The following is a 22727-nucleotide window of genomic DNA, read 5'->3' on the forward strand; positions in this document are numbered from 1 at the left end:
TTATTTCACTCTTACTTGCGAAATAATCCACGAAAGGAATCAAGGCCTAAAAGAAAAGTAGGCAAGTTAATGTTTAGTTACTAATACTTTAGTTAGGGATAAGTTAACGTTATGCGTCAGAGTTCATTGTATGGGGTGACAAGCTATTCTAAGGTGGTCACAGAATCAACATCATCAGTTTAGGGATACCGGATGAGTGTGAATGTATCAACCGTACAACCACAAAGTATCGGCTTACAAACTCGTTATGCACCACTCGATTGGTGTTACCAGTTAGCCAGTCAGCATATGGATTACGATGTTGTGATGTGGCAGTCACTGGTGGGAAATTCTCGCTCGATTACCAAGCCCGACGATTTTCTTGAGTACTTGCCTTTGACTCAGCGCGAGCATGCCGCGGGCTTTTTGGTGCAAGCAGATTCAGCGCCACAGAGTCTCAATACCTTATTGGTGAGCGCCGAAAAGCTGGTGGCCTTAGTCGAGTTTTCGGTTGACGAAGTGAGTAGCCAGTTTGTTCGAGGGACGATTACACCATTACTAATTTTCCATTCTGGTATGGAATCCGCCTTTGCCTTTGATGCTTTATTTGATAATGACCATCATGGGGTTGTGATTACCGATGATCAAACGCGAATTTTGGCGTGCAATCGTTATTTTGAGCAGCAAACGGGATATCAACAAAATGAGCTACTGGGGTTAAAAACCAGTATGTTCAATTCGGGCAAACATTCGCAGCATTTCTATGTGGATATGTGGCAGCAATTGCGTGAGCAAGGTGGCTGGAGCGGCACGATTTTATCTCAGCGCGCTTCTGGTGAAGTCTGGCCACAAGACCTATCCATTAAACGTTTAAGTCCTCAGAAAGGGCAGATCTTTTATATCGGCTTTACCACGGATCTGGCACCGCATTTGGATCGCGTACTGGATAAGCAAGCGGGCGATGTCGAATTACTGACACAATTACCGACGCTGTCTAAATTCAGTGATCAGTTGAAACAGCGTTTACCTAAGCAGCAAACCACCACTGGATTTGTGTTGGCGATACAGCCTAAATTCAGCAGCGATAAATACTATGCGCAGATCCGCCGGCTGGCTGCCAGTTTGGCTCAGAACCGGCAAGTGCAACTGTGTGGTTATCACGGTGAAGGGATTTTTCTGTGTCAGTTGGATGCGGAGAAAAACCTAGAAGCTCAGCCTTTGGTAGGGTTACAGCGCACTTTACGCCAGTTTTTTATTGAGTTACGACAACGAGGTGGGCAGGAAGCTCATCAAGCCGTTGCTAAGGGGCGTTTAGGGGTTTCGGTGTTAAATGTGGATACCGATAAAATAGAGCGCCTCGTTCCCCATGCCATCCAAGCCATGTTGGAGCACCACGCGGGGGAAACTCGACATATCAACTTTTATGATCGCGCAATCCATCAGCAGATTGAGCGTCGTAAAACACTGGAAAAATGGGTGCAGAAATGGATAGCAAATGGCGATGTCGAAGTGTTTTATCAGCCGATTGTGGATAGCCAGAGTTGGTCTGTGGTGAAGTTTGAGGCGCTGTGCCGTTTTCAAGCTCCTGAGATTTTACATGCATCAACGCAAGAGTTAATTTCGATAGCCGAAGAGCTGGGGCTGATCAATCAGTTGGATGAGTTGATTGGCGGTAAAGCCTTAAAGGATCTGCCTAAAATTCACGCTTTATTTGGTCACCATGTGGGAGTCAGCATCAATCGTTCGTTAAACAGCGACTTGAGTGCTGAGCAGATTTTACAAAGCGTGGTTGACATGCTCGCTGAAACGCCGACTTTGGCGAAAAATATCACGGTGGAGCTAACGGAAACGGCTTACTTTGACTCTCAATCACAGGGAGGCGAAGTGCTGCAGCATTTACGAAATCGTGGAGTCACTGTTGCGATTGATGATTTTGGAACGGGCTTTTCTTCGTTCTCTTACCTCACGGAGTGTCAGTTTGATTATTTGAAAATCGATCGAGAGTTTGTGACCAATATCGAAGTGGGGTCACGCCGCTATGCCATCGTAAAAATGATGACCGATCTTGCCCATACTTTGGGTGTTAAGGTTGTCGCCGAAGGGGTAGAGACTGAGCATGAAGTGTATGTCCTCAAGTCGCTGGGGGTAGATCTATTACAGGGATTCTTTTTCGCCAAGCCTTTGCCACTGAGTAACATTATTCATGCCTCGGATTATCGTAAACATCTTAAGCTGACCAACCGTGAAGCCGATAAGCAATCAAGCGAAATTACAACATTGCAAAGTTTAGCGTTTTTCACTCAATATCGGCTCGACCCCGGAGATCCACTCTCGTTGGCGGTGGAATACTTTAACGCGGTGCAGTCCGATGTTTTACCGGTCGTTACGGCTGGAGAATGTGTCGGCTTGGTGGATAGAGCCGCGCTGAATTTACACCTCACGCCGACGATGGGCACTGAATTGGAAACGGCACGTGAAGCCGCTATTTGGCGCAAACCCGTCAATCAAATCATGCGCACGCCGCAAGTCAAACTGGCTCATGATACAGACCTCAAGCTATTAGCCTCGTTGCTCAAAACCAATCCACCGCCACCTTGGGTTTTAGTCGAGGGTAATAAATACAAAGGGATTGTGACTGCGCCGCGTCTGCTCGCTTATTTAGCGAGTTGATACAGTCAGCAAGGCTGAGAGGAAATATCGGTTCCCCAAAACGCCACTCATAAAAAAGCCCGCTTGGCGGGCTTGGTTTAGGTTGAATAATGAGTGTTGTACGAATTATTGATTCGATGAGTGCGCTCAGCGCTTAGCCTTTAGGATTAGCCTTAGGTGTCATGATCAGCTCTTGTGACATAGTACCTTTGCCAAATAACGTTTGAGCACGTTGGTTGATGTCATCCAGAGTGATGGATTGCGTCAGTTCCTCAACCCTGTAGATGGTCTCAACGCCATAGTGATGAATCGCATAACGCAACATGAAGTAAGCTTGCTGCTCCGGTGATTTGTTGAGCGGTTTCATATCAATCAAGAACTTCTGTTTCACCACATCCAACTCTTGCTGTGTGACACCTTGAGCCAGCTCACGCGCGACCTCATGCATCACTTTGGCCACTTGTGGTTCACTTTTGGGGTCGACTAAAGCTGACAATACCCAATCATTGAGAATGTCTCCATCGACCACGTATGGGATCACCTGTGGCGTGTAGTCTAAACCTTGATGCTCGCGAACTTCAGCCAGTAAACGCTGAGTCGCAATACGCTGCAACATATCATCGATAAAGACGGTTTTTGCGGTACGCGGCTGCGTTTCAGATATCAGACGCAAGGAATACTGGGTCGAGTTTTCATTGTTAAGTGCTAACTCTAAGCGTGGCGCAACCGGTTTGATCAACTGGCTGGTCATAGGGGAAAGCGTTCCCTTGCTCAAAGGTATACTTGCTACGTACTGACGCAACATCGGGGTGATTTGAGAGCGCTCAATATCACCGACGATGACCAGCGTATTATTGCGTCCTTCACTGAAGAGACGTTGATGAACCTGCTCAATTTGCTGTGCCGTGACTTGAGCAATCTGCTCAGGGGTACGAATTCTGTAGGGACTTGTTTCGATAAAGCTTTGGTTGGTCACCGTACGGAAGAAAGCACCAATAGGGGAGTCAAAGTACGCACTACGATTTTGAGTAAATTCGGTTTTCACTGAATTGAGCTGATCAGAGCTGATTTTGACTTGAGTTGACAATAAATGGAGTATTTCCAACAGCTCAGGTAACTCTTGCGCTTTACTATTGGCTTCGAAACCATGACTGGTCGATGCAATATAGCTATAGAAACCAATGTCTTTCTGACGAAGGTAGCGATCAAACTGAGAGCCGTTCAACGTATCGAGGCCACTTCGTGTCTGTACTGCAGGAGCAATCTCGGCGGCAGGGAGTAGGTCTGCAGGTAACGCGAATTGGCCACCCGAACTGGCGTATTGAACAAAGACGCGATCTTTGGCTTCAATATTGCGCAGATAATAGGCATCAATACCGTTATCAAGCTGCCAATAAGTCACCTGTGGGTCGTCATTGATATCGAGTTGTTTCACCACTTCGCCCGCAGTAAATTGCTGGGTGAATGGGCTATCGATTTGTTGATCGATAGGCTGATTGCCAGGTTGCGCTAGGTCGTTACGCCATTGTGGCAAGGCTTTTTTCAATGCTTGCGCATCTTCAGTGGCCGCAACGCCAACAACCCAGACAGGGTTTTGGCTCAATTGCTGTTGGATATGACGATTGATCATTTCTGGTGTCGCGGAAGCAATAAACTCGCTCAAGCTCGCTTGGTAATCGAGCGTCGCTTGGATCGGTGTATCAAACACAATCGAGTAGACTTTTTGATTGGCATGGCTCGCTGGGGTCATGGCTTCGCGATCTTCTTGCAAAAAGGTTAAGTGCTCACGATAACCGCGCATAATGATATCCAACTCATTTTTGGTCACCCCGTAATCACGCATTGAAGAGAGGGTTTCCAGCAACAAGGCTTGCACTTTCTCTCGTTGTTCGGCCGCAAACCCGACGCTAATGAGAGTGTAACGTTGACCTTCAATTTCATAATGGGTTGCGTAAATGCCGGTTATGGCCTGCGCTGCATCATTGAATGCCGCTACTAGGCGTGTGTGCAGGAGTTGTTCGCCGACATCATCGCGCCAAAACTCTTGCTGGCTGGCATAGTCTTTAATCGCTGCTGAGCCTTGGGGGAAGATCAAGGTTAGGCTAGGGGATTCACCTGCAGTCACCGGAGCGACTAGGTCTTGGTTATTCAGGGCTTGGTGATAAATCGAAGCTGGCTTTTCGGTGGAGCCTTTCTTCCATGAGGAGAAATAGTTCTCAACCCACTGTTGGCCTTGTTCAAGGGTAAAGTTACCAGTAATAACCAGTTCCGCTAATTGAGGTTGATACCACTGTTGGTAGAAGGCTTTCAAACTGTCTGGAGTGGCGGCTTGCACCAACTCGCGTGAACCGAGGGGATCGCGATCCGCGTAGGAGGTTCCTTGGATCTGGTGCAGATAAAACTGCTGCTCTAAGCTCATGTTTTCTGTGCGTGAGGCGCGAAACTCTCCCAAAATCACCCCTTTCTCTTTTTCGACTTCATCAGCGTCAAACGCTAAACCGTCAGCAATATCAGCAAACCACAATAGCGCTTTATCGATATTTTGCGCATTAGGTAGGTCGAGCTGATAAACCGTGCGGTCGTAGCCGGTTAAAGCGTTAAAGTCCGCACCAAACTGGGCACCGCTTTGCTCAAACATACGAATCACATCGTTGTGCTGATAATGGCGGGTTCCGTTAAATGCCATATGTTCGATGAAGTGAGCGTAACCCGCTTGCTGCGCGGTTTCTTGCATTGAACCTGCGTGAACGTACAAACGAATAGAGACTTCTTGTTCACTGTCTGGGTAGAGATGGTAAGTAAGGCCATTGGGCAGTGTTTGAGTGACCCAGCGTTGGTCGGGTTGGAGTGCGCGGTTGGTTTGTTGTAAGGTGCAACCGGCGAACAGGATGCATAAAATGCTGACTAATAATCGAATTTTCATATCATTCTCTAGTTATAGTTGGACGGAAACTATAACGCATTGTGATGTTTTGTCGCTTCACTTTTGTTTGGCTTGCTGCACTTTTAGCCATTTTGCGATCTGGTCTGAGTAGTTCACACCACCGGAGTTTCATCCACAGAGGAAATTCGCGGCCGCTGCTTGGGGTTCTCGAAGGAGGTTTGCTATTATCTGCCACCTCGACAGCTCTCTGATTTGGCAAACTATGCTTTATTCTCTGATTTCCGTATTCGCACCTATGTTATTGGGCGCGCAAATCATTTTGACACTGGTGCTGGTCAAGGGGGAAATTTGCCCCGGACAGCGTGGTCGTATCCACAAAGTATTGCCTGCGTTAGCGGTGCTCTGGTTGGCCGTGGCGTCGATCAAAATTGAAGCGTTTCTGGTGGTGTTTGCTCTGTTTTACTTCTATTCGCAAGTGCAGACTAAAAAAACGCGTGAGGAAGGCCCGCTTTGGGTGATGTATTTAGCCAATGGTTTAGCACTGGCTTACGTCGGGATTTTGATCAGCGAAGCGCCAGCATGGCCCGCATCGCTCACTATCTTTGCGGCGATTTTCCTGCTGGGTGCGATGTTCGGACATTTGCTACTGACACTGGCTCGCTCACGCTTACAAGCCTTTCATCGAATCTTGCCTGTGGTAGGGATTGTATCTGCCATGCTCACTGCGTTATGCCTCTTGCCTTATGTTTCTGGTTTGAATGACGAGCAACTGCAAACACTATTGATGCCGATTGTGATGAGCTTTGGCTTATTGATTACGGGTATCGTGGCGTGGTGCTGGCATTTGATCTCTGGCAAAACCGTCAATAAATGGCAGTTATTGCTCGCCGGGCTTTTGGTGCTGGCATCCGCAACCGGATTCCACGGTTTGTATCAAATGCCGTTGTAGCGCAGTGGAGTGAAGTGCGTCGCACAGATCACTTTTCGTTACCCAAATAGCGACTATGCTTGATGAAGTTGGGGAGCGGAAACGCTGAGTGAAAACATTCAATCAGGAGTGATGTGATGGATCTGAGCAACGTACGAAACTTCGATAGCGTGATCTTGCTGGGCATCGTCAATGAAAAACTGCGTTTGGAATGTGACAGTCTGGATGAGTTGATCAGCACTTATGAAATGGATATTGAGCATCTGGTCGGTAAGTTAGACGTACTGGGTTATCAATACGATCCTCTTACCAACCAGTTCAAAGCTTATGCTCGGTAGTGATGCCTAAAGTGAAGCCATCTTGATCCCATCAAGGTGGCTTTTGCATTGTTGGCGTGCGGTAGCGAAAAAGGCTTGCAGGTAGCGTTTGTCTTTTTCGCTATGGCGAGTGGCGGCAAACAAGCGACGCCATAGCCCTTTACCTAACGGTTTACTGGTGATGAGCCCTTGGCGTGAAAACTCGCTGATTGCCCAATTGGGTAGTGCCGCAACACCTAATCCTGCCGACACCATTTGTACCAGCATCAACGTATTGTCGGCTTGCTTCCAGCGTGCGGGCTCAACGCCTGCGGGTTGCAAAAAGTGCTTCACCACATCCAATCTTTGCTTTTGCACCGGATAGGTGAGCATGGTTTGATCGGCTAAATCTTGGGGCTCAATACCGGCTTTGTCAGCCAATGGATGGTTGGTGGCGGTGATAAGGCGCATTTCAAAATCAAACAGTGGCTCATAATGCACTTCTGAGCGTGGCAAAATATCTGAGGTGATCACCAGATCCAATTCCCCCGCTAACAGCGCGGGTAGAGGTTCAAACCCAAAGCCGGACGAAAAATCCAGCGCCACATTTGGCCAGCTGACCTGATATTCGCGCAGGGCGGGCATTAGCCATTGAAAGCAGGAGTGGCACTCAATCGCCATGTGCAGGCGTCCATTCACATCTTCTTTAAGGCTTGCCAGTTCATTCTCGGCGCGTGACATCTTAGGCAAAATATCGTCCGCCAAACGCAGCAAAATTTCGCCTTCGGCGGTAAAACGCACTGGGCGTGTTTTACGCAAAAAAAGCTGCCCGCCAATTCGCGCTTCCAAGTCTTTAATCTGATGCGAGAGCGCAGACTGGGTGAGATGCAACGAGGTCGCGGTGGCGGTCAGTGAACCGGTATCGCGTAGCGAGATCAGCGTTTTCAAATGTTTCAGCTCTATCATGAACTCTCCTCACTTATCCCTAAGCCAACATGAATTTTTAGCTAAGTTACGCCGATTTTTCGGAGCTGTAAACATCTAGATGGCTATAATCTTCCTGCTTGAAGCCGCAGCGGTGTTGGCTACATTCGTTCACCCCAATCACATAGTGTGTCTATGCTCATGGGGATGAACTCACTTGCCGCCTACCTGCAACTCCAAGCAGTTTGGTTATAAATAGTAAAGGTAAATTGATAATCGCCAGTGCCAACATGAAAATTACTAATAAACAAGTTGAATAAATGAACCTTGTTCTCGAAGGCGTACAACGCGATAGTTTAGCCATCCAGACATCTTTCGATGTGCTGAGGCAGCTTAGAGCTTCTACGACCTATTAAGAACAGACAAAGGATTTTCACATGACAACGACACACATTCTTGGTTATCCCCGCATTGGCGAAAAACGCGAACTTAAATTTGCTCTTGAAAAATACTGGCGTGGTGAGATTGACCAAGCGGCTTTGAAACAGGTCGGCAGCCAAATTCGTCAACAAAACTGGGCATTGCAAAAAGAAGCCGGATTAGACTTTGTGACCGCGGGTGACTTTGCTTGGTACGACCATGTACTCACCACCACGCTGTTACTCGGCCATGTGCCTAAGCGCCATAACCACGGTTTTCCTGATTTAGATACGCTGTTTCGCGTAGGCCGTGGTCAGTCACAAAATGCCTGTGGCTGCGGAACGGGCAGTGCGGCTTCTGATATGACCAAGTGGTTCAACACTAACTATCACTACATCGTGCCGGAGTTCAGCTCTCACGACACTTTCAATGTGAGCTGGCCACAACTGTTTGAAGATGTGAATGAAGCGCTGCAAGCGGGTCACGATGTAAAACCTGTGCTGCTTGGCCCAATCAGTTACCTCTATTTAGGTAAAGAAGTGGAAGAGGGTTTTGATCGTTTAACGTTGTTGCCGCGTCTATTGACCGCTTACCAAGCGATTCTGAGCAAGCTGGCGAAGCAGGGTGTGCAATGGGTACAAATCGATGAGCCTATTTTGGCGTTAGAGCTGGAACCCCGTTGGCAAGAAGCATTTAAACTGGCTTATCAGGTGATCCGCGGTGACGTCAAACTGCTGCTGACCACTTACTTTGATTCAGTGTTAGACACGCTTGATAAGATAGTGGAACTGCCGGTTGATGGTCTGCATGTGGATATTTCGGCCGCTCCAGCGCAGCTCGAAACTATTGTGAACCGCTTGCCTTCCGATTGGGTGCTTTCTGCGGGGGTCATTAATGGCCGTAATGTTTGGCGTGCCGATTTGAGTGCCATTCTGGCTCGTCTACAACCTGTAAAAACCTTGCTGGGTGAGCGTTTGTGGGTCGCCAGTTCCTGTTCACTGCTGCACAGCCCAGTCGATCTGGATCTGGAAGGCGATCTGAGCGCAGAAACCCGCAGTTGGTTTGCGTTTGCTAAGCAGAAAGTGACTGAAGTTGCGTTGCTTGGGCGTGCATTGGAAGGGGATGCAGCGGCCATTTTGGCTTGTGATACCTATAGCCAACCAATTGTTGCGCGCAAATCTTCTCACACGGTGAACAAGGCTTCTGTGCAAGCGCGTATCAATAATATTACGGCGGCATTGGCAGAGCGGAGTGCGCCTTATATTGAGCGTGCTCATCACCAAGCAGAAGTATTGGGTCTGCCTTTCTTACCGACCACGACCATCGGCTCTTTCCCACAAACAGGAGAGATCCGTACTGAGCGTAGTGCGTATCGCCAAGGCAAGCTGAGCGAGCAAGAGTATGTGCAAGCACTGAAAGGCCATATTGCTGATGCAGTGAAACGCCAAGAAGCACTAGGGCTAGATGTGCTGGTACACGGTGAAGCGGAACGTAATGACATGGTGGAATACTTTGCTGAAAACCTCGCCGGTTTCCAAACCACGCAGTTTGGTTGGGTGCAGAGTTACGGTTCACGCTGTGTAAAACCAGCGATTGTGGTGGCGGATATTGAACGTGAAAAACCGATCACGGTAGAGTGGTCAACTTACGCGCAATCTCTCACGTCTAAGCAGATGAAAGGGATGCTGACGGGGCCTGTGACCATTCTGTGCTGGACCTTCCCACGTGAAGACATCAGTCGCCAAGAGATTGCTCAGCAATTGGCGTTGGCACTGCGTGATGAAGTGGCGGATTTGCAAGATGCAGGCATCAATATTATTCAAATTGATGAACCCGCGATTCGTGAAGGTTTACCACTGAAAAAACGCGATCATCAAACCTATTTAGATTGGGCAGTACAAGCGTTTAAGATTTCCGCAGGTAGCGCGCGTCCGGAAACGCAAATTCATACCCATATGTGTTACAGCGAATTCAACGAGATCATCGAATCGGTTGCGGCACTGGATGCTGACGTGATCACCATTGAAACATCGCGCTCCAACATGGAGCTGCTCAAAGCGTTTGAAGAGTTTAACTACCCGAACGAAATTGGCCCAGGCGTGTACGACATTCACTCACCGAACATTCCTGCACAAACATGGATTGAAGATCTGCTGCGCAAAGCAGCAGAAAAAATTCCAGCGCAGCGTTTGTGGGTCAACCCAGATTGCGGTCTAAAAACCCGCAACTGGCCAGAAGTGGAAGCGGCACTGACCAACATGGTCAACGCAGCGAAAGCACTGCGCGCGGAATGGCAAGGCTGATATACGCTTCCTACTTGAGGTTTACCTACAACGCCAAGTAGTTTGAGTAAACCGTTAGAAACCGCAAAGGCCTCTTATGAGGCCTTTGTTCTTTTCGTTTGTGTTGTTCAAGAGTCAATCTGGAATATCCCCTTGCTACTTGAAGCTGCAGCGGTGTTGGCTACGTTCGTTCATCCCAATCACATAATGTATCTATGCTCATGGGGATGAACTCACTTACCGCCTACCTGCAACTCCAAGTCGTTTGGGTATAGCTCGATGACTGCAAACTCGCTTAACCTTGCTTGCAGCTCTCTTTCGTGACCAACTGATCGGCCATTAATTGACCACGCGTGTTGCGCATTTGGATGCGGTAGCTGATCCCAACATCCAGATTCGAACGGATGTCTTTGTTAGCACAGAAGCTACTGACCGCGCTTTGTAGTACTTGCTCGGTCGGTTTGGCATTATTGGCATCCGTGTTGTACACCATCATTAGCTCAACAGTACTGCCTTTGGCGGTAGCACGGAGAACATTCAGTGGGCCAAACTCCAATGGTAACTCGGTCGAGAGTAAGCTGGCGCGGTTACCCGCCAATAGCTCAAGGTTACGCTGTTTTTCTGCTGAGCCAGAGCTGCAACCGACGAAAAGGAGAGTCGAGGCGATAACGCTGCTCAGGACGATTTTTTTCATATCAGAATACTTTTTTGAAAGGTTTAACAATGACGTTGGCATAAACACCCGCGGCGACATAAGGATCGGCATCCGCCCAAGCTTGTGCTTCAACTAAGGAGGCGAATTCCGCGATCACGGTTGAGCCAGTAAAGCCTGCCTGTCCCGGATTTTCGGAATCGATGGCTGGCATAGGGCCTGCAGTGAGCAGACGGCCTTCATCTTGCAGTTGTTGTAAACGCTCCAGATGTTTTGGGCGCACGCTCAGACGTTTTTCTAATGAGTTCTCGACATCCTGCGCAAAAATCACATACCACATAACACTTTAATCCTTATCAACTGACCAAAAGCAAAGTCAATACTCTACGCAACTCGCTTGTGAAACACAGCCTATCAAGATGATTTCTGTGATCCATTGCTGAGGCTTATTGCTCTGGGGCGGCCATTTGCATCAATCGCCACATAGTTAAAGGTGGCTTCACACACTTGAAAACGTTCGCCGACCCCCTCTTCTTTGACCGGCTTAACCCACACTTCGAGATTGATCGACATCGATGTGCGGCCAATCTTGGTGCATTCGCCGTAGCAACATACCACGTCACCGACTTTGACAGGTTTTTTAAAAGTGATACTGGAAACAGAAACAGTCACGATGCGTCCACAGGAGATCTCTTTAGCGAGAATACCGCCCGCTAAGTCGAGTTGAGACATGATCCAGCCGCCAAAAATATCGCCATTTGCATTCGTATCGGCAGGCATTGCGAGTGTGCGCAGCAGAAGCTGGCCTTTAGGTGAATTTACGGTTTGATTCATTTGGGGATCCACAGCAAACAAAACAGCGACCGAATACGGTCGCTGTGGATTAGGGGGCGGATTATAACCACAAATTCGTCACTGGATCATCCCTTTATACCCAGCCAATCTCCTTCCTGCTTGAAGTGCCAAATCGTTTGGGTATGCCATCAGGACAATTTATTGGTTTTTCTGTTTGGGTTCATGGGGAAGGTGTTTGTAGATGTAGCCCCCCGTGAGCAGAGTAAACACTAAGGTTGCCGCCAACAGACCAAATACCTTGAAATTAACCCAGACATCAAGCGGTAGGTGGTAGGCAACATAAAGATTGAGTGCAGCGCAGCCGCTGAAAAACATCACCCATGCCCAGTTAATGGTTGACCATACTGCATCCGGCAAGGTGAGCTCTTTACCGAGCATCCCTTTGATCGCAGGTTTACCCATGATTTGGCTGATGGTTAGACCGAGCGCAAAAACCACATACACAATCGTCACTTTCCATTTGATGAAGTTATCGTCATGCAGGGCTAAGGTCATGCCACCAAACAGAGCAACCATCACGAATGTGATGAGCTGCATTTTCTCCACTTTTTTGTACATAGCATAAGTGACAATCACTTGAACTGTCGTGGCGGCGATCAGCGCCCCTGTTGCTACGTAGATGTCATAAAACTTATATAAAGCGAAAAAAATGATCAGTGGAATAAAGTCGAGCAGTTGTTTCATTTTGGGTACGTCCAGTCAAATGAGTGGCGACAGTGTAGCGAAACTCTTTGGCAAGAAAAACTGTTAAGCGATGTTTGGATTCTCTACAGAGGCAAGCGCCGGTCGCTTAAGCCATGCTCAAGGCTGTAATGATTTGAAGTCAGGAGGGAGGCGGAGATAAACAAAGGATGGCTTTCGCCATCCTCATCTGTCACACATGACGAAGATAAGTGCACTTACCTGAGCCATCAGACTAGTTCGAAAAGTCATGTAATTCGTGAAGGTAGCCTTCGCTTCTTAGGGCTTCGAGGGTTGACGCTAATTCATCATCGGACATGGTTAAACAGCTGGATTTACCCGTCATGCCATACAAGGTCTGCTGATAATCAAGCGCAGAGTAATAGCCCATACGATCTTCCAACAATTCACGCATTCCTATGTGAATAAGGTCGTAGCAGTGGTGACGTTGTAATTCCATAATCAAACTCCTTGATTGCTGTTTGGAAAGTGGAGGCGACCCCAACGTTCATTTTTGCTCAAACAGGCACTTCTATCCAAAAAGTCACTTCCATTCCCAAAGTCACTTCTATTCAAAAAGTAGCATCTACCTAAAAAAGTCACTATCTAAAAAAGTAACCTATACCCCAAAATAGCTAAGCAAAACCGATGCCACAATCATGACATTTCAAGATTCACTTTTAATGGCAACAAGGCTTGATAGGCCTGCATCACTGGCTCTGGGATAGGTTGTGTGATTTGAAAACCCAGCGTTGGATAATCTCGGATGCGTTCAAAATCGCCCAGCATGGCATTGAGCACAAAATCACTGGTGAGCTCTGAAGTTAAATAGTCAAAAAAACTGCCTGCGGGTGAGGTAACCTGCACACTTTCGACCGATTCTGGCCACTGTTGCATAAATGTCGCATAAGCGCGACGTTCCATATAAGGTTTTTGCACCAGTAAGATGCGTTTGGCAGGCCGAGCTTGTTGCACCAATAGCTGATGGCTGAAATGTAGATTTTCGCCACTATTGGTCGACTGTGTCTCAAGCAAAATCGCGTGTTCAGGGACACCAGCATCTTTAGCGATCGCGGCAAAAGTCTCCGCCTCACTGTGGTTAAATACCCCTTGAGTAAAACGGCCAAAGCCACCAGAAAACAGTACATAAGGGGCAAGGCCTTGGTGGTAGAGTTTTGCCGCATGTTCTGCCACACGGACATCGTTACTGCCGAGCACCAAAATCAGATCCGCAACGTCGGGTTGTTGTTGCAACTGCAAGTAATCCCAAAGGGTTTCAATCTGTTGATACAAGCGTTTACTCATAACCGTGCACAGCCTCTAAGGTGTGAGAGAAATGAAAACGGTAACCAGCTGCCAATAATTTGTCGCACACAATCCGTTTCTCCTCTTTATCACACAGCGGTGGCAGAGGCAGGTCGCTTGCTACTGCGTCGAGTGCGGCCTGATAAAACTCCGCTTTACTGACCGTGTTGGGGGTTGTGGCGTTGATAATCGAGTAGGGGAGCTGCTCTAGTGAAAAATGAGCGATACCAATCGCGTCATACAGATGCAGCATATTGGCTGGCGCGAGTCGGCTGACTTGTGCCATTTTGCTGACAAAGCGTGATGGGTGGCGTTTAGGCCCTATCAGGCCACTGCAACGCAGAATGGTGTAATCCATACCTGAGGTGATCACATGCTGTTCTGCTTTGAGTAAGATGCGCGCTTTCGCATCAAAAGCGGAATTATCCAGTGCCAATGCCAAAGAGGCGTCTTGTTCATTCATCGCTTTGGCGATATCGGGATACACAGAGGTTGAACTGATCATCACCAGTTTTTGAATATTGGCCTGTTTGGCATGCTGCACCAAGTTTTGCCAATGTTTGGCATAGTGCTCGCCAGCGCCTTGACGAAAACCGGGAGGAAAGCAGCCAATGACGGTATCGCATTGCCGCTCAAGTAAAGCATCGCTTAAACCATCGGGTTGATCTAATTGGCAAACAAAACTCTCAATACCTTGATCTTCAAGAGTTTGAACAGCTTGTGGGGTAGTGCGTGTCGCATACACAATATGGCCTTGTTGCTTAAGCCATTGTGCCAGTGGCAAACCTAGCCATCCTGCACCTATCACGACAACTCTTTTCATCAGTTCATCCTTTATCTAAGACCGAATGAGGTGGCTACCGTAACACAGTTGGAATCAAGGGAGAAAGGTAATGAGCGCAGTAAAGCGCTCATTCAAAACAGGATTACGCGTTCAGTACACGCAGTACACGGTCAGCGTGTTCGGCAATCTCGATGCCTTCATCGGTGAGGTAACCACCATCAGGTTGAGTACATAAGCCTTTGTTATACAGACGAACCACCGCGGCTTGTACCGCTTCAGACGCATCGTGGTGCACTTTGATGCCGGTCGCTGCGCTGCTCAAATCAAATTGCAGCAGTAAATTAAGCTCATCGATGTGCTGTTGAGTGAATTTCATGGCTATTACCTTTTTAAGCTGTTGTTGCGGCAACAATAGGCTGCGCAGCATCAACACGCAATCTTGTGCTCGCAGAACTGTTAGCTTGACCCGATCTGGTGTTTTTTTCAGCGCAAGATGAGGAAAATGTTTTGAACAACAGCACAAAATTCACGGCGAGAGGAGTAAAGGTTAAGGTGACCACCGAACGCGAAAGTTGAGGTGAATAGACTGAGAAAACTGCGCTGTGACTCCAAGTAGGACGGGTATCTAAACATTTTTCGTGAACATGACAAATAGCCCTTGAACTCAAGGGGAAATAGAGCGATTATCCGCCACCTCTTCTGTTGTGTGTCAAAATGTAACAAGCTCATGGAACATAACCAATTCGATTCTCTTCTCCCACCCCAGATGGCAGAACGTGCCGCCATTACGGGTGAAGGTAAAGCTAAAAAAGCGGCGTACAAATCTTTCCTGTTGGCGATTTCTGCTGGCATCCAAATCGGTATTGCCTTTGTTTTTTATACCGTAGTCACTACTGGTGCTCACGATATGCCTTACGGGGTGACTAAGCTGCTCGGCGGCTTAGCTTTTAGCTTAGGTTTAATCCTAGTCGTCATTACTGGCGGTGAGCTGTTTACCAGTTCAGTGTTGATTTTGGTGGCGAAAGCGAGTGGTAAAATTTCGTGGAAAGAGCTGGTTCGCAACTGGACGGTGGTCTACTTCGGTAACTTATGTGGTTCGATTATCTTAGTGTTTATCATGCTCGCCACCCGTCAGTTTATGGAAGATGGTGGTCAGCTTGGCTTAAATGCGATGGCGATTTCCCAGCACAAATTGCATCACACCTTCTTGCAAGCTTTCGCGCTTGGATTGATGTGTAACATCCTAGTTTGTTTGGCGGTTTGGATGACCTTTAGTGCCCGCTCGTTAACTGATAAAGTGATGGTCTTGATCCTGCCGGTGGCCATGTTTGTCTCTTCCGGTTTTGAGCACTGTATTGCCAATATGTTCCAAGTACCGATGGCGATTGGGATTAAGTATTTTGCGCCAGAGAGTTTTTGGGCAATGACAGGAGCGAATATCGCTCAGTACGCAGATCTCAACTTTGTTAACTTCATCGTCAATAACCTCATTCCAGTGACCTTAGGCAATATTGTTGGTGGCGGTGTGTTTGTTGGCATGTGGTACTGGCTGATCTATCTAAAAGATTAATACTGACAACCATCAGCGCCTCCCCAATACCCCACAATCCCTGAGTGTTACTCGGGGATTTTTTTACCTGTTTTTCCTTGCACTCATGGGGTTATCGTCGTGGTGCAATCGCTTTTCGACACCAGTAGCCTTATCCACATTTTCTGTGGATAACTCAGAGCAAACGCCGTGTGTAACCTTATCGAATTGAATTCTGTGAGGAACGGTGCGCATTTCTTGTGCAAGCTGCCTACTTTTGGGGCGCAGCAATGCCAATATTTCCTTCTCACCCGAAACTGTAGCGGTGTTGGCTAGTGTCATTCACCCCAATCGTTCTTTATCGCCAATCTGCAACTCCAAGTAGTTTGGGTATAGATATTTACGGTTTGTCATTATTTGAATGGTGAAACGAAAAATATGCCTTGGCAAAATAGGCTGTTTGTTTTTATTTTGTTTTAAATTCACAAAATAAAAACAATATTAATTTGTCATAACTGTTCATAATTTTTCATCTCATTTTTTAATCAGACACAACTCCGTTCTAACTCAAAAAAGTGTTGATTAACAAGGGTTGGACGATGGTTTTAGATTGAACCCTATTAAATGTATGGTCTAACATTCGCCTTAATTAAACTTGATTTGTCGCCGCTTTGAAAAATAAGGGTGGCGGAAATTTCAGCAAATAAAGTAGGCAAATGTATGAGTGATGTTAATAAAGTCGAAAGCGGTGAAAAGCGCTCTCTGGAGTGGAAGTCATTCCTCTTCATCACTGTGGTTCTTTTTCCCATCTTAAGCGTGGCTTTTGTGGGTGGATATGGATTCATTGTGTGGATGCTGCAGATGTTCGTGTTTGGTCCTCCAGGTCTGCACGGCGGTTTCTAACCACCTCCATTTCTACTGTTGAATGACTTAGCTAAGAGAAGAAAGCATGAAATCGTTAATTTTAAAAATGTGGCGCACCATGACGCGTCCCGCGGTACACATTAGCTTGGGGGTATTGACTCTCGGTGGCTTTATTGCTGGCGTGATTTTCTGGGGTGGTTTTAATACGGCTTTGGAAGCGACCAACACGGAAGAGTTCTGTATCAGTTGTCACACCATGCGTGACAACGTGTACCAAGAGCTGCAAACCACAGTGCACTGGAAAAACCACTCTGGCGTACGTGCGACCTGTCCTGATTGTCACGTCCCGCATGAGTGGACGGCGAAAATCGCACGTAAGATGCAAGCTTCAAAAGAAGTATTCGCACAGATCTTTGGTGATTTAGATACACCAGAAAAGTTTGAAGAGCGCCGAATTGAACTGGCAAAACACGAATGGGATCGCTTTGCGGCGAACAAATCTCTGGAGTGTAAAAACTGCCATAACTACGAATCGATGGATTTTGATCAGATGTCCGCAACGGCGCGCATCCAAATGAAGCAAGCGGCTGAGCGCGATCAAAGCTGTATCGATTGCCACAAGGGGATTGCCCACAACTTGCCGAAAAACATGGAGAGCTCAAGCGGCTTGATTGGTGAGCTCGAAGGTATGGCATCCAACACCAAATACTCCAATGGCGAAACCTTAGTCAGCGTGCGTTTCCTCCCTGTGTATGAAGATGATCAAGCCAAAGTGGAAGCGGGGCTGCTTAATCCAGCTTCTGCAGTGAAAGTGCTGACTGAAAAAGGCGACATGATGCAAGTGGAGATCAACGGCTGGCGTAAATCGAAAGGCTTTGGCCGTGTGATCCAAGAAGATTTCGGTATGAACATCGCGGTGGCGTCGCTACTGAAAGAGGCCGCCATGTCGGATGCGATTGTGACCACGGGTGAGCAGAAAGTCGATGACATGACGGGTCTACCTTGGGAGCAAGTCAGCGCGAAAGTGTGGATGAAAAAAGAAGCCATGCTGAACGACATCAACCCAGTTTGGGAAAAAGCGCGTGAAGCTTACAAGACCAACTGTTCTGTCTGTCACACCCAACCGGATGAAGCGCACTTTGATGCCAACACTTGGCCTGGCATGTTCGACGGTATGTTGGCATTCGTCAACTTCGATACCGACAGTGAAGCGCTGGTACTGAAGTACCTGCAAAAACACTCTTCAGATTTCGCTGAAGGCCACCACTAAGCAACGTCATACGGAGTTATAACATGGCGATTACACGAAGAAGTTTTCTGAAAGGTGTCGCAACCACCAGTGCGGCGTCGATCATTGGCCCAAGCCTACTGACCTCAGTTTCTGCCCAAGCGGCAGAAACCACGGGAACTTGGAAAGTCTCTGGTTCTCACTGGGGCGCATTCCGCGCCCACATCTACGGTGGTAAGGTACAAGAGTTGAAAGCGTTGGAGTTGGATACCCACCCAACGGAAATGCTGAACGGCATTCAAGGCATTCTGTACAGCCCATCTCGCGTGCGTTATCCAATGGTGCGCCTCGATTGGCTGAAAAAACACAAATACAGCGCAGAAACCCGTGGTAACAACCGTTTTATCCGTGTGACTTGGGATGAAGCGATGGATCTGTTCTACCGTGAATTAGAACGTGTGCAGAAGCAATACGGCCCATGGGCACTGCACGCAGGCCAAACGGGTTGGAACCAAACCGGTGCTTTCCACAACTGTACCGCGATGATGCAACGCGCTGTGGGTATGCATGGTAACTACATCACCAAAGTCGGGGATTACTCGACCGGTGCTGGCCAAACCATCATGCCTTATGTACTGGGTTCAACCGAAGTTTACGCGCAAGGTACCTCTTGGAGCGAGATTTTAGATAACTCAGACAACATTATTCTGTGGGCAAACGATCCGGTGAAAAACCTGCAAGTGGGTTGGAACTGTGAGACGCACCAGTCTTTCGGCTATCTGGATCAACTGAAAGAGAAAGTCGCAAAAGGCGAGATCAACGTGGTTTCCGTTGACCCAGTGAAAAACAAAACGCAGCGTTTTTTACAAAACGATCACTTGTACATCAACCCACAAACTGACGTGGCGTTCATGTTGGCGGTAGCGCATGTGCTGTATACCGAAAACCTGTACGACAAGAAGTTCATTGAAACTTACTGCTTGGGCTTTGAAGAGTTCATTCCTTACGTGCTGGGTAAGAGCAAAGATAAAGTTGAGAAAACGCCTGAGTGGGCAGCGACAATCTGTGGCGTGAAACCCGATGCGATCCGCAATTTCGCCCGTATGTTGGTGAATGGTCGTACTCAGCTGCTGTTTGGTTGGTGTATCCAGCGTCAAGAACACGGTGAGCAGCCGTACTGGATGGGCGCGGTACTGGCGGCCATGATCGGTCAAATCGGTCTGCCGGGTGGCGGTATCTCTTATGGTCACCACTATTCAGGCATCGGCGTACCTTCAACGGGGTTTGCGGGTCCTGGCGGCTTCCCACGTAACCTTGACCAAGGTGCGAAGCCGAAGTGGGATAACAATGACTTCAACGGTTACAGCCGCACGATTCCGGTTGCTCGCTGGATTGATGCGATTCTTGAGCCGGGTAAGAAGATCAACCACAACGGAAATACAGTCACGCTGCCCGGTTTCAAGATGATGGTGATTTCGGGTTGTAACCCTTGGCACCACCATCAAGACCGCAACAAAATGAAGCGTGCGTTCCAGAAACTGGAGACTGTGGTGACGATTGATTTCAGTTGGACGGCAACCTGCCGCTTCTCTGACATCGTACTGCCTGCTTGTACCCAGTGGGAACGTAACGACATCGACTCTTACGGTTCCTACTCTGGTAAAGGCCTGATTGCGATGCATCGTTTGGTTGACCCGCTGTTCCAGTCACGTACTGACTTTGAAATCATGACCGAGCTGACTCGCCGTTTTGGCCGTGAAAAAGAGTACACCCGTGGCATGGATGAGATGGAGTGGGTACGTTCACTGTATGACGAGTGTAAGAAAACCAACGAAGGTAAATTTGCTATGCCAGAATTCGAAGAGTTCTGGGAAAAAGGCTTCCTTGATTTTGGTACAGGCACACCTTGGGTTCGTCATGCGGATTTCCGCAAAGATCCTGAAATCAATGCATTGGGTACGCCTTCTGGTTTTATCGAAATTACGTCACGTAAGATCGGTCGCTACGGTTATGAACACTGCCAAGAACACCCAATGTGGTTTGAGAAAACCGAACGTTCACACGGGGGGCCGGGCTCTGATAAATATCCGTTCTGGTTGCAATCATGCCACCCAGATAAGCGTCTGCACTCACAAATGTGTGAAGCCGAAGCATTCCGCGCGACTTACGCAGTGCAGGGGCGTGAGCCGGTGTACATCAACCCACTGGATGCGAAAGCCAAAGGCATTAAAGATGGCGATCTGGTGCGTGTATTCAACGACCGTGGTCAGCTATTGGCGGGAGCGGTGCTGAGTGACAGCTATCCACGTGGCGTGATCCGCATTGAAGAGGGGGCTTGGTATGGCCCGCTGACTGAGAAAGTTGGGGCGATCTGTACTTACGGCGATCCCAATACACTCACTCTGGATCTTGGTACGTCAGAGCTGGCGCAAGCCACTTCTGCCAATACCTGTATCGTTGATTTTGAGAAATTCCGTGGTGAAGTGCCTCCTGTAACCTCATTCGGTGGCCCAATCGAAGTCATCTAGTCATCTCTTTAACGTAAAATGCGCGTTATCCCTCAAGCCAGCGTTCAACGCTGGCTTTTTTCTTCTCTTTTATCCGTAAATCCGCTTAATCTGTCGCCAAATGAACCGTTGGATACGGTTGGAACACACAAAACGTGAACCAATTAACGTCATGCGTAAGCCATTGGTCAGACACTCAGAGCAAAAAGGAGAGAATCAATGAGCCATCTCAGATTAGCGAATGGGCGAGAAATCCTAGTGCAGCAAGCGGATATTGAGCTGGAGATCGCAGGCAATGAGCTTTTTGCTCGGTATATCGGGTTACACAATCGACCTTTTGAGCGCCGTTATCCACTGTTTAGCACTTTACTGGATGTCGAATCGGATGCCCGCTTAGTGGGGGATGGCTTTCAAATGCTGTCGCAAGCCTCAGGGACGCTAAGCCATATCCAAGAAGTTGGACGATGCCCAGATAACAATCTCAGTTACCGCATCTACCCGCATGATGCGCCAAAGCGTTTTTACAATACCTTGATGATAGAGGCCGCTGGCCGCTATCTGTTGTTTGGCTTTACTTCTTGCCAGCGTTTTGCGGGCTTTTTTGAAGTGCACCGTCACCCACAGCATTGGGTGTTAAGCGCGTTTATTGATGGGGAGGAAACCCGCCCACAAGACTGGATCACCAATCAATTGGAATCGGTGATTTGCTTAGAAGGCGAATCCATGTCGGAGCTTTACCAAGCCTATGCCGAGGCGATTTCTCGCCACCATCCGCCAAGGCCCCATCTCAAAGATCCCGCACCAATGGGCTGGTGTTCTTGGTACGCCTATTATGCAGAGGTGACCGAGCAAGATATCAAAGAGAATGTCGCGATATTAGCAGAGCGTCACCCTGAGCTGGAGTGGGTGCTGCTGGATGACGGTTATCAAGCCTTTATGGGCGATTGGCTTACGCCATCCCCAAAATTCCCCAGTGGTATTGAGCAAGTGATTGCCGATATTCGCGCCCAAGGTAAAAAGCCCGCTATCTGGCTTGCCCCTTTTATCGCGGAAGCGGATTCTGCGGTCTTTCGTCAGCACCCAGACTGGTTTGTGAAAAATGCCGCAGGTCAGCCACTCAAAGCCGAAGAGATCACTTATGGCGGTTGGCGTTGTACTCCTTGGTATGTGTTGGATTGCTCTCATCCTGACGTGCAAGAGCATTTGACCCAAGTGGTCAAAACCTTACGTGAAGAGTGGGGCGTTGAACTGTTTAAGCTGGATGCCAACTACTGGGGAACGCTACAAGGCCAGCGTTTTCAATCGGGTGTTACGGGTGTAGAAGCGTATCGAATGGGCATGCAAGCCATCGCGGAAGGCGCAGGCGATGGGTGGCTACTCGGTTGTAATGCGCCGATGTGGCCTTCACTGGGTTTGGTGGATGCAATGCGTGTGTCGGATGATGTAGAGCGCAATGCCGATCGCTTTTGCCAAATTGCGCGTGAAACCTTAATGCGCAGTTGGCAGCACCGGCAACTGTGGCAAATCGATCCGGATTGCTTAACGCTCACCTCGCTGCCCAATCAAAGTGCCGATCGCGCCAGCTACGAATTCCACCGTAATTTACTGCTCGCCAGCGGTGGTTTGCTATTGTCAGGTGACCCACTGCCGAAATTAACACCGTTTGCAAAACAGAGCCTGAAACGTTTACTCAAACGATTCCAATACAGTCAGAAGGCGGCCAAAATCACTTCCTTGAGTATGCGCCATGCCTTCTTACCGCTGACCGATAAGAATGATCTGCACTGCTTGTTTAACTTCAACGGTAAAGCTCAGGAGTTTACTTTGGTCGCCAATCATCCGGTGCAATGGTATGACTATTGGACAGGAGAGCAATTAAGCAGCGAACCTTCCAAACTGCTCATCGTTAACTTAGAGAAGGGGTTACAAAGCCGCGCCATTTTTACAGTGGGTTAGTTTCA

At 48.2% G+C, this 22727-nt stretch carries 19 protein-coding genes; 9 read left to right on the forward strand and 10 right to left on the reverse strand.

Annotation, left to right across the window (positions count from 1 at the left end; all coding sequences use genetic code 11):
* Positions 1-192 precede the first annotated feature (192 nt).
* Positions 193-2649, forward strand: coding sequence for an EAL domain-containing protein (locus F0316_RS05760; RefSeq protein ID WP_000115827.1), 2457 nt, complete (start codon positions 193-195; stop codon positions 2647-2649).
* A gap of 133 nt (positions 2650-2782) precedes the next feature.
* On the opposite strand, the gene F0316_RS05765 is transcribed toward F0316_RS05760, so the two are convergent.
* A complete protein-coding gene (locus F0316_RS05765; protein WP_149560286.1) occupies positions 2783-5551 on the reverse strand; it encodes a M16 family metallopeptidase in 2769 nt (922 codons plus the stop codon).
* Between the two features lie 223 nt (positions 5552-5774).
* Here F0316_RS05765 and F0316_RS05770 point away from each other — a divergent pair, with 223 nt between their 5' ends.
* Positions 5775-6461 carry a hypothetical protein gene (locus F0316_RS05770; RefSeq protein WP_000967007.1) on the forward strand — a complete coding sequence of 229 codons (687 nt, stop codon included), beginning with the start codon at positions 5775-5777 and terminating at the stop codon, positions 6459-6461.
* 116 nt (positions 6462-6577) lie between these two features.
* Positions 6578-6778, forward strand: a complete 201-nt coding sequence (locus F0316_RS05775; protein WP_000366101.1) for a DUF4250 domain-containing protein — start codon at positions 6578-6580, stop codon at positions 6776-6778.
* A 6-nt stretch (positions 6779-6784) separates the two neighbouring features.
* Here the strand turns inward: F0316_RS05775 and metR are convergent, their stop codons facing one another.
* Positions 6785-7702 carry an HTH-type transcriptional regulator MetR gene (gene metR / locus F0316_RS05780; protein WP_000571234.1) on the reverse strand — a complete coding sequence of 306 codons (918 nt, stop codon included), beginning with the start codon at positions 7700-7702 and terminating at the stop codon, positions 6785-6787.
* A gap of 395 nt (positions 7703-8097) precedes the next feature.
* On the opposite strand from metR, the gene metE reads away from it, so the two are divergent.
* Entirely contained in the window at positions 8098-10383 is a 2286-nt protein-coding gene (metE, locus tag F0316_RS05785) for a 5-methyltetrahydropteroyltriglutamate--homocysteine S-methyltransferase (RefSeq protein WP_149560287.1), read from the forward strand.
* 274 nt (positions 10384-10657) lie between these two features.
* On the opposite strand, the gene F0316_RS05790 is transcribed toward metE, so the two are convergent.
* From F0316_RS05790 to F0316_RS05825, 8 genes are all read right to left on the reverse strand, one after another.
* On the reverse strand, positions 10658-11056 hold the full coding sequence (locus F0316_RS05790) for a GspS/AspS pilotin family protein (protein ID WP_172625966.1): 399 nt from the start codon (positions 11054-11056) through the stop codon (positions 10658-10660).
* 1 nt (position 11057) lies between these two features.
* Entirely contained in the window at positions 11058-11354 is a 297-nt protein-coding gene (locus tag F0316_RS05795) for a YciI family protein (protein WP_000270410.1), read from the reverse strand.
* A 74-nt stretch (positions 11355-11428) separates the two neighbouring features.
* Positions 11429-11848 carry an acyl-CoA thioester hydrolase YciA gene (gene yciA / locus F0316_RS05800; RefSeq protein ID WP_001077272.1) on the reverse strand — a complete coding sequence of 140 codons (420 nt, stop codon included), beginning with the start codon at positions 11846-11848 and terminating at the stop codon, positions 11429-11431.
* 159 nt (positions 11849-12007) lie between these two features.
* Entirely contained in the window at positions 12008-12553 is a 546-nt protein-coding gene (locus F0316_RS05805) for a septation protein A (RefSeq protein ID WP_000811598.1), read from the reverse strand.
* Positions 12554-12785: 232 nt separating this feature from the next.
* Positions 12786-13010, reverse strand: coding sequence for a hypothetical protein (locus tag F0316_RS05810; protein WP_000422989.1), 225 nt, complete (start codon positions 13008-13010; stop codon positions 12786-12788).
* Between the two features lie 197 nt (positions 13011-13207).
* Complete coding sequence (locus tag F0316_RS05815; protein ID WP_149560289.1) at positions 13208-13855, reverse strand: YdcF family protein; 648 nt, start codon at positions 13853-13855, stop codon at positions 13208-13210.
* Positions 13848-14678, reverse strand: coding sequence for an NAD(P)H-binding protein (locus F0316_RS05820; RefSeq protein WP_000832736.1), 831 nt, complete (start codon positions 14676-14678; stop codon positions 13848-13850). Before F0316_RS05820 ends, F0316_RS05815 begins: the two co-directional genes overlap by 8 nt.
* Before the next feature lie 103 nt (positions 14679-14781).
* A complete protein-coding gene (locus tag F0316_RS05825; RefSeq protein ID WP_000673327.1) occupies positions 14782-15015 on the reverse strand; it encodes a TIGR02647 family protein in 234 nt (77 codons plus the stop codon).
* A gap of 351 nt (positions 15016-15366) precedes the next feature.
* On the opposite strand from F0316_RS05825, the gene focA reads away from it, so the two are divergent.
* The 5 genes from focA (at position 15367) to F0316_RS05860 (ending at position 22722) form a co-directional block, all read left to right on the forward strand.
* Positions 15367-16209, forward strand: coding sequence for a formate transporter FocA (focA, locus tag F0316_RS05835; RefSeq protein WP_000400843.1), 843 nt, complete (start codon positions 15367-15369; stop codon positions 16207-16209).
* A 678-nt stretch (positions 16210-16887) separates the two neighbouring features.
* Complete coding sequence (gene torE, locus F0316_RS05845; RefSeq protein WP_001286267.1) at positions 16888-17070, forward strand: trimethylamine N-oxide reductase system protein TorE; 183 nt, start codon at positions 16888-16890, stop codon at positions 17068-17070.
* A gap of 46 nt (positions 17071-17116) precedes the next feature.
* Positions 17117-18301: a pentaheme c-type cytochrome TorC gene (torC, locus tag F0316_RS05850; protein WP_033928598.1), complete on the forward strand. Its 1185-nt coding sequence runs from the start codon at positions 17117-17119 to the stop codon at positions 18299-18301.
* 23 nt (positions 18302-18324) lie between these two features.
* Complete coding sequence (gene torA / locus F0316_RS05855) at positions 18325-20787, forward strand: trimethylamine-N-oxide reductase TorA (protein WP_149560290.1); 2463 nt, start codon at positions 18325-18327, stop codon at positions 20785-20787.
* Between the two features lie 198 nt (positions 20788-20985).
* On the forward strand, positions 20986-22722 hold the full coding sequence (locus F0316_RS05860; RefSeq protein ID WP_149560291.1) for a glycoside hydrolase family 36 protein: 1737 nt from the start codon (positions 20986-20988) through the stop codon (positions 22720-22722).
* The last annotated feature ends 5 nt before the right edge of the window (positions 22723-22727 follow it).

Source organism: Vibrio cholerae (assembly GCF_008369605.1).
GTDB classification, from domain to species: domain Bacteria; phylum Pseudomonadota; class Gammaproteobacteria; order Enterobacterales; family Vibrionaceae; genus Vibrio; species Vibrio cholerae.

What these genes read in the sequence shown, in the direction of transcription:
- F0316_RS05795 (WP_000270410.1), bottom strand. Translation starts at nt 11,354, where the DNA reads ATGTGGTATGTGATTTTTGCGCAGGATGTCGAGAACTCATTAGAAAAA.
- F0316_RS05790 (WP_172625966.1), bottom strand. Translation starts at nt 11,056, where the DNA reads ATGAAAAAAATCGTCCTGAGCAGCGTTATCGCCTCGACTCTCCTTTTC.
- F0316_RS05825 (WP_000673327.1), bottom strand. Translation starts at nt 15,015, where the DNA reads ATGAAATTCACTCAACAGCACATCGATGAGCTTAATTTACTGCTGCAA.
- torA (WP_149560290.1), top strand. Translation starts at nt 18,325, where the DNA reads ATGGCGATTACACGAAGAAGTTTTCTGAAAGGTGTCGCAACCACCAGT.
- F0316_RS05810 (WP_000422989.1), bottom strand. Translation starts at nt 13,010, where the DNA reads ATGGAATTACAACGTCACCACTGCTACGACCTTATTCACATAGGAATG.
- F0316_RS05775 (WP_000366101.1), top strand. Translation starts at nt 6,578, where the DNA reads ATGGATCTGAGCAACGTACGAAACTTCGATAGCGTGATCTTGCTGGGC.
- F0316_RS05805 (WP_000811598.1), bottom strand. Translation starts at nt 12,553, where the DNA reads ATGAAACAACTGCTCGACTTTATTCCACTGATCATTTTTTTCGCTTTA.
- focA (WP_000400843.1), top strand. Translation starts at nt 15,367, where the DNA reads ATGGAACATAACCAATTCGATTCTCTTCTCCCACCCCAGATGGCAGAA.
- torE (WP_001286267.1), top strand. Translation starts at nt 16,888, where the DNA reads ATGAGTGATGTTAATAAAGTCGAAAGCGGTGAAAAGCGCTCTCTGGAG.
- F0316_RS05765 (WP_149560286.1), bottom strand. Translation starts at nt 5,551, where the DNA reads ATGAAAATTCGATTATTAGTCAGCATTTTATGCATCCTGTTCGCCGGT.
- metR (WP_000571234.1), bottom strand. Translation starts at nt 7,702, where the DNA reads ATGATAGAGCTGAAACATTTGAAAACGCTGATCTCGCTACGCGATACC.
- F0316_RS05760 (WP_000115827.1), top strand. Translation starts at nt 193, where the DNA reads ATGAGTGTGAATGTATCAACCGTACAACCACAAAGTATCGGCTTACAA.
- F0316_RS05860 (WP_149560291.1), top strand. Translation starts at nt 20,986, where the DNA reads ATGAGCCATCTCAGATTAGCGAATGGGCGAGAAATCCTAGTGCAGCAA.
- metE (WP_149560287.1), top strand. Translation starts at nt 8,098, where the DNA reads ATGACAACGACACACATTCTTGGTTATCCCCGCATTGGCGAAAAACGC.
- F0316_RS05820 (WP_000832736.1), bottom strand. Translation starts at nt 14,678, where the DNA reads ATGAAAAGAGTTGTCGTGATAGGTGCAGGATGGCTAGGTTTGCCACTG.
- F0316_RS05815 (WP_149560289.1), bottom strand. Translation starts at nt 13,855, where the DNA reads ATGAGTAAACGCTTGTATCAACAGATTGAAACCCTTTGGGATTACTTG.
- yciA (WP_001077272.1), bottom strand. Translation starts at nt 11,848, where the DNA reads ATGAATCAAACCGTAAATTCACCTAAAGGCCAGCTTCTGCTGCGCACA.
- torC (WP_033928598.1), top strand. Translation starts at nt 17,117, where the DNA reads ATGAAATCGTTAATTTTAAAAATGTGGCGCACCATGACGCGTCCCGCG.
- F0316_RS05770 (WP_000967007.1), top strand. Translation starts at nt 5,775, where the DNA reads ATGCTTTATTCTCTGATTTCCGTATTCGCACCTATGTTATTGGGCGCG.